Raw genomic sequence first — 18,416 nt, forward strand, 5'->3', positions numbered from 1 at the left:
TAATTAAGGCAGTATCTATCCATCAATTCATTCAAACGCTGCTTACATTTTTTTTCAGATTAAAAACCAAGTGTTACACCTAAATTCCAAACACGTGGACGAGGATATGAGAAAAAGTCCAGGTTTTGAGAAAATGCACTGTTTGATCCATAACCTGAATTAAATGTATCCACTTCAGGATCGTAACCTGTATATTTTGTAATGAGAAACAGATTTTGCACGCTGGCATAGAAGCGTAAGCGATCTATATTAAGTTTTCTTGTTGCAGCATTGGGCAAACTATAACCTAAGATAAAATTCTGACCGCGGACGAAAGAGCCGTCTTCTACCCACCATGTATCAAAATGAGAGTCTTGAGCAAATTTATAATTACGAACTTGTGAAATCATAGTATTTTGATGTTCAGGAGTCCATTGATTTAATACTGTTGCTAAACTGTTAGCAATAGTTTGCCTGTCTTCACTTGAATGTTTAAATGTAGCTGCTGTATTTACACCTTGTACAAACCTTATATCAAAAGAAAAATCCCAGCCTTTATAATTAATTGTACTGCTAAATGTACCGGTCCACTTAGGATAAGCATGACCTATAATGCTGTAATAAGGGCTTCCGTCTGCGTTGTAAATGTATTTCCTGTCACCTGGCTTCAGGTTATGTTCTGCAGCTAAAGCAGCTTCTTTATCACTATAAGTTCCAATGCGTGTCATTCCCCAGAAAGAACCAATAGACTCACCTACACGTAAAATGTTGGTTTGACCCAAAAAGTTAGGGCCAGGAAATATATCAGCATTACCCTGGTTAAGCTTGAGTATTTTGTTCTTGTTGGTAGAAAAAAGGAAGTTGGTAGACCATGTAAGGTCTTTTGTCTTTACGTTAACTGTATTCAGGCTCACTTCAAAACCGGTATTTCTTACAGAACCAACATTTTCGTAAACACTTGCAGTACGTTCTCCTGCTGACCAGGGAATAGGCGCTTGCAATAATAGATCTTTTGTTGTACGGTTGTAGTAATCAACATCCAGGTTAATACGATTCCTAAACAATCCTAACTCTACACCTACATCGCCCTGCAATGATTTTTCCCATTTAAGATTTGGGTTGCCAATATAACCAGGCAACAGAGTCGACTGATTAGCGCCATTCAATACTGTAGTACTTGCCTGATACTGAGGAATGGATTGATACTGACCGATTTCTTGGTTACCAGAGGCTCCATAACTGGCTCTCAATTTAAGATTGTTGATAACGTTATTACCCTTTAAAAAGTCTTCCTCAGATACACGCCATGCGGCGCCAATTGAAGGGAAGAAAGCGTACTTATTATTTTTACCAAACTTGGAAGACCCGTCATAACGGCCAGTAGCAGTGAATAGATATTTCTCGTCGATATTGTACGTTATACGGGCATAATAAGAATTCATTGCCCATTTGTAACCATTTGACTCAGCATTTGCACGCACTGAACCTGCAGCGAGGTACTGCCATTGGAAAAAATTATCAATAAAATTTTGTGTTTCTGCGCCTACATATTGTTGATTATACTGCTGCCATGAAGCACCTAACAGTGCGGTCATTTTCTGGTTAGCATTTATTTGCTTGTTGTAGGTAAGATAGTTTTCAGATTGCCAGTAAGTATTGGTATAATTTCTTACAAAAGCATCTCCTCCCTGGTCCTGGGATAAGTGCGGAAGATCTGAAGACGAAAAGAAATTGTTCTTTTGAGAGCTTAGATTATAGCCTAAATCTGTTTTAAAATCAAGGTCTTTGGTAATGTGAAATAGCATGTAGGCATCACCTGTACTCTGAAAGTTATTGTTTAAGTTGTACCTGTTTTCTGATATATGCACAGGATTTGGACCGCCCTCAAGACCAGCAATATCAAAGTTGCCAGCCCAGGTTCCATCAGGATATTTTATTGGCACAATTGGAACTTCTTCTGTAACCATCCTCGGTACATTTAAAGCTCCGTTGGCATCAGAAATCAATCGCTGGGTGCTCTTAATTACAGAAACACTTCCACCTACTTTCAGCCATTTTTTTACATCATTGTCTAAAGTAAGCTTTCCTGAATACCTCTTAAACCACGAGTTTATCATCAAACCATTTTGGTCAAGATAACCAAGAGATAAACTGTACACAGATTTTTCTCCTCCACCTTGAAAGTTAAGTTGGTGTGTTTGAGAGAATGAAGGTTTATATACTTCACTTTCCCAATTAGTATTATAAAGAGGTTTATCATTTTGATCAAACAGTAAAGGTAAGCTTGCATGATTAAGTGCAACCGGTGGCGTCCAGGTTCCGCCCTGCGGATCAAACTTGGTTCCATTTGCATAAGACTCATTATATATTTTTACAAACTCATCAGCGTTAAGCGTCTTGAGGTGACGATACAAATCGGTCATGTTTACATTTGCATCATAGGTAACGCGGGTATCTCCACGCTTGCCGCGCTTAGTACTAATGATAATAACCCCGTTAGCACCACGAGAACCAAAAATGGCAGTTGAAGAAGCGTCTTTCAATACTTCAAGTGAGGCAATATCGTTAGGATTAATTGAATTAGGATCTACACCAATTACCCCGTCGACAACATAAAGCGGGTCAATATTTGAATTGATAGAACCAATGCCGCGAATGCGCACTTTCGCACCCTGACCCGGCGCATTGCTGTTAATACTTACATCAACACCCGCAACTTTACCTTCTAATGCCTGTGAAACGTTCGGTGCAGGTTTGTCCATTAGTTGCTCTCCTTTCACTGTAGCAACCGCACCTGTGAGATCTGACTTTTTTACCGTTCCATAACCAATTACCACCACTTCACCTAATGCAGAATTTGCATTTTGGAGTTGTACATTTACGGTCGTCTGGCTACCGACAGCCTCCTCATGGGGCTGCATTCCTATATAACTAAATACCAGTTTTGGATTAGCGGATGTAACGTTAATTGTGTAATTACCGTTTGCATCGGTAAAAGTACCTGCTTTGGAACCTTTTACCTGTACTGAAGCATTGTTCAATGGCGACCCTGAGCTATCAGTAATTCTACCGGAAATCGTTCTCGTCTGGGCTCCGGCGAGCTGAAACAGCAAGAATAACAGAGCACTTAAAAAAGATGCTCGAAGTGTAGTTTTAGTCATATATGGCACATTTTAAAAGATTGAATAATTGAATATAAAAACAGGTAGACTACAAAGGCGTTAACCCTTCTCTTATTAGTCCTTTTATTACTTTCTCAAGGTATAGCAGCAGAAATTTTTATTAAGTTATTCTGACAAAAAAAAATTCAATACAAAGGTTTTATCCTGATCAGTTGAAATTTTAAAGTACATAGGTCAATGAATATAAATTGAGCAAACAGGAAGAATGATCCATTTGCATGTTCAAACATAGTAACATATTTTCTAAAAAAAAATTTTTTTCTAAAAAAATGGTTTTATGATAAATAATTAAGACCGTAACTAAGCGTTGCAAGGCTACACGACGGCTTGCTATTTTTTTAAAAAAGTGAAGGTAAAGGTAAGAATGAAAATTATCCTTCTTTTTTTATTTCAATGGAGTAAGTGAATTTATCAGAGCGGTAATATCCTAAATTATATTCTATCGGTCTGTTGCCGGGATCATATACAACACGTTCCCTAAACAGAATGGGTGACTTTGATGGTACTTTTAATTTTTTAGCAATACCAGCATCGGTAATGGCATTAATATGTTCGCTGGATCGATCTGCCAGAATGCTATATTTTTCTTCTAACAATTGGTAGAGAGGCTTATCCAAATCATCTTCGTAATTTAAATCAATACGGGGGTGAAAATAACTTTCGAAATAAACAATGGGATCATTTTCCAGCCCTTTCAGCTTTGAAAGCTTTACTATTTCAGTTCCTGCAGCGATGTTTAAAAAGTTTGCTATCCGCGCATTTGCTTTCACTTTTTCAAGTTTTAAATCCAGGTTTATGACATTAACACCCCTGCTTTTCATTTCATGAGTAAAACTGTACCAATTGTTTAAACTGGTTTGCAAGGGCGAATGGATAGCCACGGTGGTTCCAATTCCTTTTTTCCTGATTAAAAGACCTTCATGCTCTAATTTATTCGTTGCCTGCCTTATCGTATTACGTGAAATACCAAGACGATTTGCGAGTTCTACTTCTTTGGGAAGAAAAGCACCACTTTTATACTTTGGCAATGATATTAGTTGGCGAAGCAATTCCTCTACCTGCACATGTAAGGGTAATTTGCTTTTGTGATCAATCTTTAGATTTTTAATTTCATTCTCAGGCATAAAAGTATAAGTGAAAAATAATTATTGGAAAATGAGTTCTTGTATATACTTAAAATTAATTCTTATTCAAACTCTTATTATATACGTTTTTTTATTAAAAAAAGTATTAATGACTTCCCGGTTAGAATGAATACCAAATTAAAAAGTTGCAATGCTTTTAGTATTTCTCCCTATTTTTTTAAAAGACTCGAAACTTCTTTTTCTGTTATTCTTCATCTTATTATTCTTCAACTCTAACACTTAAGTTGTCTTTGCCACTAATGCTAAAAGTTGTTGGCATTGCCCTTAATTTTTCTTCTAAAATATTGGTTGTCCAAATATGTATCGTTTTATCTGCACGAGAATTTATCGTAACATTTTCAGCCCTATTACTGGTGTTTACTAATTGCATAATAACACCTTTTCCTGCGGCAGAAGGTTTCATACTTTCAACAAAGACGTGGGTATGACCATTCACAGAAAAAAATAGTTTTTCACCTGCTTTACCTGCAGCCTTTGCTACAATTAATGGTTTGTGATTTTCTATTCCGAAAAGATTTGCACTGAAGGCGTTATAAGCTTTTTCATGTGCTTTTATGAAATAACGAAAAGAGACAACACCTTCCTGGAAAGCAACAAAATTTGTGTGCCAATGATTGTTCATCACCCACGAATAGATGCGAGACGAGGTTGGCTGTTCTTTTATCCATAAGGGAGAGTTATGCAATCCCCCAAGCAAGTGGGCAGTAACGTTTCCTATCTCAAATAGTGGTGCATCAGGACTGGAAATTGTTATTCCATATTCTTTATTAGAGATGTCTAGCCACCGTTGCATTGCATACCAGTTTTTATTTGCATTAGGTAGTTGATCAAAACCATTTAATACACTTGCCCAGGGAATATTGTACCTGAGCTGAGGTTTGGGTATATTAAACGGAAAAGCAAAATGCACTCCTTCTTTTTTCAACACTGCTTTTTTATCGACTGTGTTTATAATCTCTATTTTATCAGAACCCGTGATTAATCGTATTTCCTGCATTAATGAATTGCAGCCCGGCGCACTCGATTTTACAAGAAGACTTGCTACCAATGGCCCATTTTCTTTTATAGTTATAACAGGATTGCTGCTTGTTTGAATGTTTTTTAAAGAATCTCCTAAAAGATACAGATATTGATTAAATGTTACAGAATCCTCCGAAACAAAATTTCTTCCTGAAATTTTGCTTAGCAGTTTTTTTATAGTACCCGTCTGCGGATTTAATTCAACTGTATAAATATCATTTGAAATCGTGTTGGAAGTAATTTTTACAGGATTGCCTTTAAAATATGATTTACCTGAATTGATAGTATAACGGCCTTTAGCGAGGGCAGGAATGTCTGTTGCCATAAAAGCAAGTTCGCCAGTAGACAAACGTTGAGATACGATTTTATGACCGCGAATATCTTTGACAAGGTCTCCGGCAGTACTAAGATTTGCAGGAACTTTTACTAATTCTGTTCTAGTCCAGGAAGAGGTATTGTAAAGGTCAATTGCGTTAGATATTGCCTGCACATCTTGTGTTGCGAGCTGCAATAATTCATCGGCTTGCTTTTTCCCATTAAGAGCAAATCTTTGTTTAATCTTCCATTCTTCTTTAACCTTCGGGTTCTCCGGTTCACTTATACTGTTGTACGCACCCCACGTATGCTCACTAAATAATAAAATATTTTTCCACGTTTCTTCGAATTTGTTTTTAGGATAAGGGCTTTTATTACGAATTGCCCATAAAGCATCTGCCTGTTGCAGCTCTGAAGATGTATTTCGGTTAATGGCTGTTTCTTTGGCAGCAGAACCAACACCATCAGTCCAATATTCAGTATAATCACCCTTTAACACAGGTATTTCGTTTTTATACTTTTTCTCAAAATCTGCAAAAAACTGTTTTGTAGAGGTTATAACAAGACGAGGTGAAGTATAGCGTTCATTCCACAACTTCACAGCATCAGGCAACTCAGGGTCAATTGGTGCATTGTCACTCATGGCCCAGGTAAGAATGGTCATATCATACGGAAATGATTCATCTGAAAGTTTATTAAGGTATTGAAATAGATAAGGATTAAGAAAGTTGTCTGAAGGATGGCCGGTATAAAATGCCTTGGGTTCATCTACTTTAAAGAAATTAGGAATCTTAGAACCTTTTAGTGTGTATCCAATTGAATAAGGCTGACATTGCCAGAATAATAATTTCTGAGTACCGGAAGGAGATAACCAGTAAAAAGGCTTATCCTGCCAATTGGCAGTAGTACCGATACGGTCTGATGCATTGGGACCTGATAAAAAATATTTAATTCCTGTTTGGTTAACCTGCGCCGCCAGACCCCACGATGAACCTGGTACATCTCCCTGGAACATCGTTTCTATGTCTATACCATGTTCTTTTCCAAGCTGTTTACCTGTATGAAACATTTGCATTAACTGCCTGGAATCTGTCAGGCTGGTATTAATATTACCATACGCTGCATCTATATTTATCCATCCTTTTTTAACGGCATCCCAAAACAAACTTTTTTTAGTACTATCTACGTTTTTAAGATAATTGTCAACTACCCATACAGCCTCAGTATTCCACTTATATTTAGCGCCTTCGGGGTAATTTTGTGTTTTTGCAGCAAGGGCAATAGCTTCGTCAATATTATTCATGTGAAGCTTCAATACTTTAGATTGAAGATTTGTATAACCTACGTCAACATGCGAGTGCGGCAATATATAAACTGTCCATTTTTTAGCAGGTTCAACAATGCATCGTGAAGCCAGGTATTTTTCAGCAGATTCTATTTCTATACTTGCCTGGGTATTTTTTGCAATTGGCGGTCCTGGCAATGGCACTTCGAAAGCTTCTATGCCCGCGGCGTCTGCCGGCAAAGAAATAGAATCAGATAATCCGTTAAATGAAATATTTACCTTTAAATCACTATAACTTTTTCCATTTTTAAATAACAGTCTTATCATGCGGCATTCATGACCTTTATAGTTGATATAAGCTACAGTAGGTTGTAGTTCAATATCTGTAAATACCTGGTGTGTCTGTGCATGCATCTTTACGTTGCCCGCAAGCAGGATTATTATGAAAAGGAATTTTAATTGTTGCATTAATATATTTCTTTTAAAAAATAAGACAAGTTGCACTCAACGATTTTGCTTTGTCCACTTCTTAATCATGTTTATGGCATCATACAAAACACCTGCTTCACCCCGAAACTCACCAGAGCCCTTTGGCTTCCCGGTTTTCACATCCCACCATTCATAAAAACCATTGTATTGCAATATTCTATCGAGCATTGGAACCATTTCGTCATAAGCTTCTTTATAAAAACCATTTTGTATTAAAGCCTGAATCATTCTTCCTCCAAACCATGTCCAGTCACCCGCGTTCTGATATGTATACGCAGCCATATTTGGAAAAACAGAGGTGGGATAAGGCGGGTGAACCGTAATTCCAATGGTAGCCTTTGGCTCTGATGCTGCAGCTTTTAAAAATTGGTTATTAATTTCGCGTATCTCTTCTTCAGTATGGATACCAGCTAAAATTGCACAGGTGGTACCACCTGTATACAAAATTTGTTGTTCATCAAAATCTTTTGGAAAAGGTGAGCCATCCAGGTAAATATGAGGTATGTATTTTTTAGTTTTTTCATTCCATAAATACTTCCTTATATTATGCTTTAGCGTAACCGCATTCTGCTCCAATTTCTTTTTTCTTGCATCGTTTTTATCCAATAAGCTCATCAAATCATTCATAGCAATCAGTAGCATAGCATTATCATAAATATCAACAGCCCACTTTGTTTTATCATTGATGGCAACTCCCCACCCTGTTTCAGGCTGTACATCTCCCCAATCAATTGTTGTAGCGCCTTTTATCAATCCATATTCTTTTACCATCCTATCCTTATCTAAATATGCAAGCGCTTTTATCATTCTTTCCAAAACTGTTGCGTCACCAACTTTTTCATTTAAAAAAGCATAATCATTTGTTTTGTCTATATATTTTTTTACTGCCTGAATCAGTGAGGTTTCCTGGTCTGTCTCTACTGTATTTTTATGTGCCGCCCAGTTAGTATCAAGTGCTGAATACCTGTATTTATATCCCGCTGAAGCTTTTGATTTTTGAATAAGGCCATCAACAATATTGCCGTCATCGCCTTGAAATTTAAAGAATAATAATAGCTTTTGCTTCACTTCCTCTGGAGAACCAACATCGAGTGATGCATTGATAAATGTATTAAAATCTCTTATCCATATTTCTCCATAACCTGAACCTGCTGTAAAACCTTTTGAAATCAGGTCTTTAGCTTTCAGAAATACGCTGTCTATTTTTTTATCAGCTAATATTTGTTTCGCTAATGTTTCTGACGAAGTGGTTGTTTGTGCATCAACAGGAAAAGAGACAGACAAGCAAAAAATTACCGATAATGAAAAAATGATTTTTGATACAGGCATTTTAAATGGATTATTCTTGAAAAATCTTTTTGTTGCTTTCGAATGCTCTCTCCTTCCCTACCCTTTCTTCCAAAAAGCTTCTATTTCTTCCAGACTTTTATTTTTCGTTTCCGGAATTGCTTTTATTGTAAGAATGATAGTACACGCACTACATGCTGCAAAAAATAAAAATGCACCCTGCGCACCAATTGTTTCCAGCATCCAGGGAAATATTTGTGCTACAACAGTTGCAGCAATCCATAAGCTCATAGTAGCAACCGTCATAGCTTTTGCGCGTATCTGGTTAGGATAGATTTCGGACATAATTACCCATTGTACAGGTCCCAATGAAAAGGCATAACAGAATATAAAAAACAAAATGGTGATGATAACAGCATAGCCCGAAGTAAGTTTCAGATAAAACAAAACAGCTGCAATTAAAAGTGCAACAATAATTCCTGTTGTACCAAATATTAGCAGCGGCCGGCGTCCTAACTTATCTACATATTTTATCGCCAAAAAGGTTGACAAAACATTTATAATTCCAATAGTAACCTGTCCGTCTAATGAACTGCTTAATGTAAGTCCGCCTTGGTTAAGAATTCTTGGCCCGTAATAAATAATCGCGTTGATACCACTAAACTGCCCTAAAAAAGGCAACAGCACACCTATTAATAAAGCTTTGCGGTAACCAGGTTGTAATAGAATTTTTAAGCCAGGAGAAACAGTATTGAAACTTTCTTTAATATCGCTTATTTCTTGCCTGGCTTCCTTCTCACCTACTGCTTTCTTTAGTACGATAAGTGCTTCATCAATGAACCCTTTTTTAACCAGCCACCTTGGCGTTTGTGGAACATATAAAAGCAATATAAAAAAGATAATAGCGGGTATCACGTTTATTCCAAGCATTGCCCGCCAGGTTTCTTTTACAAGTATTAAATTTAAAAATCCATAAATATTTTCTTTTTGTTGAAAACCGAGCAAATAAGCGTTGGAAAAATAGGCTGCTACTATCCCGATGGTAATTGCCAGCTGGTAAAAAGAGACCAGCCTGCCGCGTATCTGTAAAGGTGCAAACTCAGAAATATATAAAGGTGCAAGCATAGAAGCAATGCCTATACCTATGCCGCCAACTAAACGAAAAGTAATAAGCATCTCGATAGTGGAAGGAAACATACAACCAATTGAGGATGCAATAAATAAAACGGCAGATAATAACAAAATTTGCTTTCTGCCAAACCTGTCGCTAAGGTACCCGGAAAAAGCAACGCCCGTTATGCAACCTACTAATGCGGCACTTACAAACCATCCTTCCATTGCCGTACTTAGCGAGAACTGCTCTTTAACCAAAGGCAACGCACCAGAAATAATAGCAGTATCAAAACCAAATAAAAAACCACCAAAGGCAACAATTAGTGAGATTAGCCATGCGTAATTACTGCTCACGCTTTTTGCATTATTCTCCAGCTGTATTACGTGCGCCATTTATTGATATTTTTTGGGGTTCACAAAAGCCACAACAACTTGTATAACATCTGCGGTAGTATTTTTCAAGGTATATTTTTCTGCTGCTGCAGGAACAAAAAAAGTTTCTGCATAATGAAATTCAGCCGAATAACTGCTAACTGTTTGAACAGTTACCCGTTCACCTTCTACAAGACTCATAATATGACATTCATTTGCAGTATCAATTTCAACAACAGAAAATGGATGAATATGGTAGCGGTAAATATCGTAAAAGTGCTCTTTGTGGGTAGGTAAATGGTAGCACTCCCACCCTTTTCCGCCAGAATATTTGTACGGCTTAGAGATGAGCTCTTCCTTCACTTTTTTACCCTTTCGTTCAAAACAAAGATTATCAAAAGCTCTATCTATGTTTAAAGGGCGAGGATTGCCCTCGAGGTCATTTCGTAACCAGTCATACATCTTAAACGTATAAATATAGGGTGTGCTGCTTATTTCAAGTACAAGATTATTAATGCCTGAACAATGAATTGTTCCATTAGGTATTAAAAAAAGGTCATGTTTATGAGCAGGATGTTTTTGAACAAATTTTTCAACATTTACTTCTTTATTTGTTTCAAAACTTTTTTCCAGTTCAATTTTAAAAGCATGCTCATCAACGTTATCCTGGAATCCTAAATATACAGAGGCGTCTTTCCCACACTTCAAGATATAATATGTTTCATCCTGCGTATAATTCTCGCCAAAATTTTGTTTTATGTAAGCTGTTGACGGATGACACTGAAGGGAAAGGTTACCTCCACTGAATGTGTCAAGAAAATCAAAACGTATTGGAAATTCATCACCAAAACGTTTGGCTGCGTCTCCTGATACCGCTTTATTATCAGAGTACATTAGAAAGTCAAAAGACACCTCGAGCAATAATTTTTTGTATTCAATCAGCAATCCATTTTCGGGCGTAATTAATTCAAAGGACCATGCGTAATTTATTTCATCGTGGTTTAATTCGCTTATATTTTCTTTTATCCATTGGCCGCCCCATACGCCAGGTTCAAACCAAGGTCGTGCCCGCACAACACTTTTTGACATCGCCTTCAAAGTTTCTCTCAATGAATGTCCGTCAGTAAACACCGGATGTTTAGGCCTTTGTGTATCGGCTATTATATCAATATCTGGTAATAAAGATTTTTTATGTTTATTCAGCACAATCCAATCCACGTAATAAAAACGTTTGTACATCTGTTTAGGCGAATAAAAACCGGTTGCACCCAGATTAGTAATAGCAGAAGCACGAGAACGAAATTGTATTTCATTTTTTGGCACATCTGCATAAATTAAAAAACCTTCTTTCGCAACAAGGCTGCTGCCGCAACCATATATAATGTTAATATCTGCATCATGATCGATGCTGAAAGCCGAGAGCCTGTTAATATCAAAAAAATCAATTAATTCACCGGGATAGATAATACCAAACAAAGGGTCATCACCGCCAAGATAAGGTTCAAGCATTTTATTTATCTCTTCTTCACTTTTCAATCCTGCATCTGAACACAACCAGGTTACTTTTTTATTTTGCCTTGTTAAAACAGCATTTAAACAACTTACCATTTCATCCCAAAAAACACCGGAATATCCTTCGATTATAACCGTCTTTTTGTCTTTGATCGCTTCCGCCAGGGTAGCATATCCAGTTTGCATAAACGCACCGCTAAGCGGAAAGGCAGGAAAAATATCATAACCTTTTATTGTATTGACTGGTCTTTCTAGCGGAACAAGAAATTGATTTGTTTTTCGTAAAATTTTTACCCCGTTATCTGTTTTACCTTGTATTTTTTCATATGCCAATTGTGCCGAACCCATGATCGCAGCTTTTTCAGCAAGTGAAGAAAACAAAATTTTTATGTTACAATTCTGATCTTCAATTTGCTGTTGCAATGAGGGTAAAAAGTATTTTGCTGCTTTTGAAATATTGCCACCAAGGACAATACATTCTGCATCAAAAGACAAAATAAACGGCGCCAGGACTTTTCCTAAATTTTTCCCGAATTCAATAAATAGATTTCGGGCAATAACGTCATTTTCCGCCCTCTCATACAACTCTTTTACGCCATCTAACCTTTTGCCTGTCTTTTGCTCGTATGATTGCAAAAACCATCTTGCAGAAATATAATCTTCTGCCATACCTCCTTCAAATGGAACATTGTACAATTCCCCATTCTTCGGTACTTGTTGACCATCTGTAATAAGACAGTTACAAGAATAAAAAGCAGCTCCAAAGCCAGTCCCTAATGTCAGTCCGATTACTTTTGAATAACTTTTTGCAACCCCAAATACAGCTTCACCAACAACGAAACATTGCGCATCATTGTAAAAAGTAACAGTCAATTGCTTTTGAAGCAGGCTTAATCTGTTTATTATAGAGTGAGCCACATCAATTCCAAAACAGCCGTCATATTTATCTAATCCCTCAATCATGCAAATACCTCTTTCATAATTGAAAGGCCCCGGTACTGCAATGCTAATTCCTTGTAACTCGCTCTCATTTATTTGAGACAAAATACTTTTGATTAGGAAGCACCAAGTATTTAAAATATCATCAGGAGATGCTTTACTATCGAGGGGCACATTTTGATAAGTTTCAGTAAATAATTTCTTGCGTTGCATATCCAGTAATGCACCTGCAACATGGCTTCCTCCAATATCTAACGCTATAATGTATGAATTGGCGATAAATTATTTGTTTAAAAGTTTGCGCTATTGGTTATTAAACCGTTCATATTTAACTTAAGATATCAAATAGAAATGCGTATTGTACGATAGTCCTACTGCAACTGCCAGCAGTTATACTGATGAATAAAATAACAAAGTTGTTTAATTTTTACAGCACTGGATTATCTAATTGAATGCTTAGAACAAAAGCAGTTAAGCATTTGTATGTTCAAACATAGTAACATAATAGTTAAAAAACAATTTTTTACCTAAAAATGTAAAAAAAAGTTAAAAGGTAAAAGGTAAAAGTTTTTATGTAAGGTATGATTGAGAGACTTTGAAGATAAGGGCTTTAAAACATCCGTGCATTATGTGTAAAGCTCGTAAATGCTGGATTTTAACCAATAAGGGTCATCGACCTTATTCTACAGCCTTATTTAATTTCAATTCACCATTCGGTACGATACTCTTCGGTTACATCGCCTTCGTATTTCAAACCGTATGTTTCTGCTGCATATTTTATAAAACCTGCTAATTCTTCTCTTTCTGCCATATCAATAAATCCATCGTCATCAAGATTTAATTTGTCAAATCCTTTTACGACAATTTGAATGGCTTTCCATATTTCAGATGTCTCTTTCGCTTTTGATAAATTGTGCAAATAAGTATCTAAAAGTTTATCACTTTTGGCTATAAGGCCAGGGGTAAAAACAGAATTTTCTTCATTTAATCTTTCTGTCCAATATATGGTAGGTTTCTGTTTTACTAAACTCTGCATATTTAAAATGATTATTCTACTTATTATACGTTATGCAATTAATAAAAGTATGCAAATCTGGTATAAAATCAATATTTAAGAGGGAATTCGATATGAAAAGCTTTTAGAAGAAGATAAGAAATTCTTAATAAAGTATGTTAGTATCGTGGTTTTAACCAAGGCTACCAATTGAGACAATTACATTACTACTACTTTGCAAAAGTAAAAACCAATCGTATAAAAAAAGCCCGTTTTACGACGGGCTGGTATACTTTACAATTATACAGTTTAAAACCTTTCAAGAAGGCTAAAAAAGAAATTTCCTTCAATATTTGCATTTTCATCGCTATCGCTGCCATGTACAGCGTTTTCACCTACTGAAGTTGCAAAGTTTTTACGTATTGTTCCTTCGTCGGCCTGAGCGGGATTAGTCGCTCCTATTAGCTTACGAAACTCTGCGACTGCATTTTCTTTTTCAAGAATGGCAGCAACAATAGGTCCACTGCTCATAAACTGAACTAACTCACTGTAAAAAGGTCTTTCTTTGTGCACTTCGTAAAACTCACCTGCTTTGTCCGGTGTAAGTTTCGTCCATTTCATTGCCTTTATAGTGAAACCGGCTTTAACGATCTGGTCTAAAATAGCTCCGGTGTGCCCTTTTGCTGTAGCATCCGGCTTAATCATGGTAAAAGTTCTGTTTGTCATATCTGTAGCGACTTTTGGTGCGCAAAAGTGAGATGAAAACGCTAAAAAGCCTAATATTTATAATGATTTTTGTTAAGACTCTAAAATTGTTTTGCCGTTGTGTGCCAAATCATTCAAATTTGCCGACTTTCTATGCAATCTATAAAAGCTTTTTACCCACAACTGACAGTCCCTAAGAAGGTGGTCATTACCACTCATCAAAAACCTGATGGTGATGCAATGGGGTCTTCGCTGGCTCTATATCATTTTTTAACAGATCTCGGTCATTCGGTTACAGTTATTTCTCCTACTAACTGGGCAGGTTTTTTAAAATGGATGCCTGGGGCAAATATGGTGGTAGATTTCGATTTCTCTAAAGAAGTAGCTACCAAATTATTACAGGAATCAGAACTGCTTTTTTGTCTCGATTTTAATATACTGCACCGCACAAAGAATATGGAAGCAGTATTGGCCGACCTGAGCTGCACAAAGGTTTTAATTGATCACCACGAACAGCCGCAGGAAGATTATTTTACATACGGCGTAAGCAATACTGCGAAAAGCAGCACTTGCGAAATGGTATTTGATTTTATAGTAGAAAGTGGTTTCGGAGAAAAAATTAATGCCACAATAGCCGAATGTCTTTATACAGGTGTAATGACTGATACAGGTTCTTTCAGGTTTCCATCTACAACCGCCAATGTGCATCGTATGGTTGCGCGGTTAAAGGATACAGGTTTTAATCATACACTGGCGCATGAAAACATCTACGACAGTTTCCTAGAGAACCGGATTCGGTTCATTGGTTATTGCCTGTTAAACAGAATGGAGGTTTTATACGAATACAACACAGCAATAATGTCGATCTCGAAAAACGACCTTTTGCGTTTTTATATTAAAACCGGTGATACAGAAGGTCTCGTGAACCAATTGCTGACGATACAGGGAATTCGGCTTGGAGCGTTGGTAATAGACAGGGATGAAGAAAGAAAGTGGAGCTTCAGAAGCAAAGGCGATTTTGATGTAAATACTTTCGCACGCACCCATTTTGAAGGAGGCGGACACTTTAATGCAGCAGGCGGGCGTTCCAGCGACTCTCTCGATGCCACGGTGTGGAAGTTTAAAAAAGTTATTAAACAATACGCAGAACAATTACAACAATCATAATGAAACAAATGTTAGCGATTGCAGCTCTTGCCGGTATAATGGCATCCTGCAACACAAATTACGAGAAGACAGCCTCAGGTCTTACGTATAAGATTTTTAAAGGCAACGGTAAGCAAAAACTCAAGTCTGGCGATATAGTCAAGATTAATGCGACTATTAAAATTACTCCGCGCGATACGATTTTATTTAGTACAGGCGGTCATTTGCCTGAATATGTACCGGTTGATACATCTTCAAGACTTTCACATGACTACAATGAAGTGTTGAAGCTTTGCTCAGTAGGTGACAGCCTTGTAGTGGTTTCGCAGGTAGATACACTTGTAAAAAGAAACATGGCGCAGTACAATAACATGCTAAAAAGAGGAGACCAGATTTTTACCTCAATGAAACTTTTACAAGCGTTTAGCAGCCGTGAAGACCAGGCGAAAGACCAGCAAAAGGAACTTGAAAAAGAAAGAGCCAAAGAAGTCGCAGAAATGGAAAGCTACCTAAAGAAAAAAGGTATAAAAGCACAAAAGACAGAAAATGGTGTATTTGTCGAGCAAACATCTGCAGGTTCGTCTGAAAAAGCTGTAAACGGGAAACAGGTAACTGTTAATTACCGCGGCTCATTGCTTAATACCGGAAAAGTTTTTGACAGCAATATGGATACTTCTTTTCATCATGTACAACCGTTTTCATTTGTATTAGGCGCAGGGCAAACCATCCGCGGGTGGGAAGAAGGCCTGCAAACCTTAAGCAAAGGAGCTAAAGGAAACATTTATATTCCTTCTTTATTAGGCTATGGTCCTCCCGGAGCGCCGCCAGCTATTCCTGCATATGCCCCATTAAAATTTGAAGTGGAAATATTGAATATAGCTAATGCACCAGCGAGACCAGCGCAAATGCCAGGCGCAGGCATGCAGGGAGACCCAAGGCAACAAGATCCACGCGAGCAGCAACAAGGCCAGGAACAACAAGACCCGCATCAACAACAAGGCGCCAACCAACAAAGCCCGAAATAAGAATAATAGACGTAAAGTTTTATAACAATTTTTGATATTAAGCAAAAAGGCCCGGTGACGGGTCTTTTTTGTATTAGTTGCAATTTACAGGTTACACTCTTGGACCTAAATCCACATTAGAAAAATGGCAAATGTGTAAATACAATATCCCTTAATAAGAATTTCCAAGAAAAAATTAGCAGAATTACTTAAATAAAAAAGAGCTACATTTCTGTAGCTCTTTCTTTTTCCGTCATTTTAAGTAGTGATCCGGACAGGATTCAAACCTGTGACCCGCAGCTTAGAAGGCTGCTGCTCTATTCAGCTGAGCTACCGGACCTGTTTTCGCGGTGGCAAAAGTAAATTTTAATTAGTTTGCATCCAAACCAAAGTTTAATAAAATGGATGTGAAAATAGAAAAAGGCTGGAAAAATGTTTTAAAGGCAGAATTTACTAAACCCTATTTTCAACAAATAGTAACTTTCATAAAAGTAGAAAAATCTCAAGGCAAAACAATTTATCCTCCCGGGCCATTGATTTTTAACGCTTTTGATAAAACGCCATTTGATATTGTAAAAGTCGTTTTATTGGGGCAGGATCCATATCATGGCTATGGCCAGGCTCATGGTTTGAGCTTTTCTGTGCCTGATGGGGTCGCTCCTCCCCCATCTCTTATAAATATTTTTAAAGAATTAAACAGTGATATTGGTTTGCCAATTCCTAAAACTGGCAACCTTACTAAATGGGCAACACAAGGAGTATTGCTTTTAAATGCTGTTTTAACAGTAAGAGCAAATGAACCAGCGAGTCATTCAAAAATAGGATGGATGGAATTTACCAATGCAGTTATAAGTAAAATATCAGAAGAAAAAGAAGGAATTGTTTTTTTACTTTGGGGACGATTTGCACAGGAAAAACAGGTTTTGATTGATGAAACAAAGCATCATGTTCTAAAGGCTGCACATCCTTCTCCTTTTAGTGCGGACAAAGGATTTTTTGGATGCAAACATTTCAGCAAAACAAATAATTTTCTTATGAAACAAAAACAAGACCCTATCGACTGGAATCTGGATTAATTGACTCTCTACATTTACAACATGAAAATTTTAAAAAATATTTTTGGTGCAATATGGGCAGTGTGGGGTTTGATATCTTTCAGTGCTACTTTGCTTATTATAATTATCCCGGTTTGCATTACATTTTTTATAAAAGAGCCGGCAGGAACCGAAGCTTTCCGGCAGATTACAAAAGTATGGATGAATGTATGGTTGATGTTAATTGGGTCTCCCTTGAAGGTTGTTGGGAAGGAAAATTTTGAAAAGGGAAAAAATTATGTAGTGGTGTGTAATCACAATTCTTTGATGGATGTACCTATAACAACTCCTTTTGTTCCCGGCGCAAATAAAACTATTGGGAAAAAATCTTTTGCAAAAACTCCGGTGTTTGGCTGGGTATATATTCGTGGAACCGTTCTCGTGGACCGCGACAGCGAAGAAAGCCGCCGCCAAAGTTTTGAGGATATGAAAAAGACGTTATTACAGGGATTACACATGGTTATTTATGCGGAAGGAACAAGAAACCGTACCACCGATCCTTTAAAGTCTTTTCACAACGGCGCGTTTAAACTGGCAGTTGAAGCTCATAAAGACATCATACCTACAGTTATATTTAACACCCGGACAGTTTTACCTCCCAAAAAAAAGTTTTTTCTATGGCCACATACGCTCGAGATGCACTTTCTTCCACCGGTAAGTTCGGAAAATATAACCAGCAAAAATTTGAAAGAACAGGTTTTTAAAATCATGTGGGATTATTATTTAGAACATAAGAAGTGAAAACGGTAATTATATTTAGGATCAACTTATTACTGTTTAATTAGAACTGAAATTTCTTAAATCATACCATTATGTTTTAAATCGGCATTTTGGC

At 37.0% G+C, this 18,416-nt stretch carries 12 protein-coding genes and 1 tRNA gene; 4 read left to right on the forward strand and 9 right to left on the reverse strand.

The genetic code is table 11. From position 1 onward, the window contains the following. Positions 1–59: 59 nt before the first annotated feature. From B154_RS0117475 to B154_RS0117515, 8 genes are all read right to left on the reverse strand, one after another. Positions 60–3,140 (reverse strand): SusC/RagA family TonB-linked outer membrane protein, encoded by a 3,081-nt coding sequence (locus B154_RS0117475; RefSeq protein WP_018615560.1) that lies wholly within the window; start codon positions 3,138–3,140, stop codon positions 60–62. A 392-nt stretch (positions 3,141–3,532) separates the two neighbouring features. Then, complete coding sequence (locus tag B154_RS0117480; protein ID WP_018615561.1) at positions 3,533–4,285, reverse strand: GntR family transcriptional regulator; 753 nt, start codon at positions 4,283–4,285, stop codon at positions 3,533–3,535. A gap of 220 nt (positions 4,286–4,505) precedes the next feature. Then, positions 4,506–7,394, reverse strand: coding sequence for a glycoside hydrolase family 38 N-terminal domain-containing protein (locus B154_RS0117490; protein WP_157580847.1), 2,889 nt, complete (start codon positions 7,392–7,394; stop codon positions 4,506–4,508). A gap of 36 nt (positions 7,395–7,430) precedes the next feature. Continuing rightward, entirely contained in the window at positions 7,431–8,744 is a 1,314-nt protein-coding gene (locus B154_RS0117495) for a GH36-type glycosyl hydrolase domain-containing protein (RefSeq protein WP_018615563.1), read from the reverse strand. A 57-nt stretch (positions 8,745–8,801) separates the two neighbouring features. Further along, positions 8,802–10,208 carry a sugar porter family MFS transporter gene (locus B154_RS0117500; RefSeq protein ID WP_018615564.1) on the reverse strand — a complete coding sequence of 469 codons (1,407 nt, stop codon included), beginning with the start codon at positions 10,206–10,208 and terminating at the stop codon, positions 8,802–8,804. Further along, positions 10,209–12,917, reverse strand: a complete 2,709-nt coding sequence (locus B154_RS0117505; RefSeq protein ID WP_026260275.1) for an ROK family protein — start codon at positions 12,915–12,917, stop codon at positions 10,209–10,211. Positions 12,918–13,344: 427 nt separating this feature from the next. After that, entirely contained in the window at positions 13,345–13,674 is a 330-nt protein-coding gene (locus tag B154_RS0117510; protein ID WP_018615566.1) for a hypothetical protein, read from the reverse strand. A gap of 267 nt (positions 13,675–13,941) precedes the next feature. Then, the gene (locus B154_RS0117515; protein ID WP_018615567.1) at positions 13,942–14,358 is read right to left on the reverse strand and encodes a nucleoside-diphosphate kinase; all 417 of its coding nucleotides are present in this window, start codon (positions 14,356–14,358) and stop codon (positions 13,942–13,944) included. Positions 14,359–14,490: 132 nt separating this feature from the next. Here B154_RS0117515 and B154_RS0117520 point away from each other — a divergent pair, with 132 nt between their 5' ends. Further along, the gene (locus B154_RS0117520) at positions 14,491–15,504 is read left to right on the forward strand and encodes a DHH family phosphoesterase (protein ID WP_018615568.1); all 1,014 of its coding nucleotides are present in this window, start codon (positions 14,491–14,493) and stop codon (positions 15,502–15,504) included. Beyond that, complete coding sequence (locus B154_RS28935) at positions 15,504–16,508, forward strand: FKBP-type peptidyl-prolyl cis-trans isomerase (RefSeq protein WP_018615569.1); 1,005 nt, start codon at positions 15,504–15,506, stop codon at positions 16,506–16,508. The genes B154_RS0117520 and B154_RS28935 overlap by 1 nt, the downstream gene beginning before the upstream one ends. A 245-nt stretch (positions 16,509–16,753) precedes the next feature. Here the strand turns inward: B154_RS28935 and B154_RS0117530 are convergent. Continuing rightward, positions 16,754–16,827, reverse strand: a tRNA-Arg gene (locus B154_RS0117530). A gap of 61 nt (positions 16,828–16,888) precedes the next feature. Between B154_RS0117530 and ung the strand changes: the two genes are divergently transcribed. Then, the gene (ung, locus tag B154_RS0117535) at positions 16,889–17,563 is read left to right on the forward strand and encodes a uracil-DNA glycosylase (protein WP_018615570.1); all 675 of its coding nucleotides are present in this window, start codon (positions 16,889–16,891) and stop codon (positions 17,561–17,563) included. Positions 17,564–17,584: 21 nt separating this feature from the next. Further along, positions 17,585–18,322: a lysophospholipid acyltransferase family protein gene (locus B154_RS0117540; RefSeq protein WP_018615571.1), complete on the forward strand. Its 738-nt coding sequence runs from the start codon at positions 17,585–17,587 to the stop codon at positions 18,320–18,322. Positions 18,323–18,416: the final 94 nt, after the last annotated feature.

Origin of the sequence: Segetibacter koreensis DSM 18137, assembly GCF_000374045.1 — a bacterium.
GTDB lineage: Bacteria > Bacteroidota > Bacteroidia > Chitinophagales > Chitinophagaceae > Segetibacter > Segetibacter koreensis.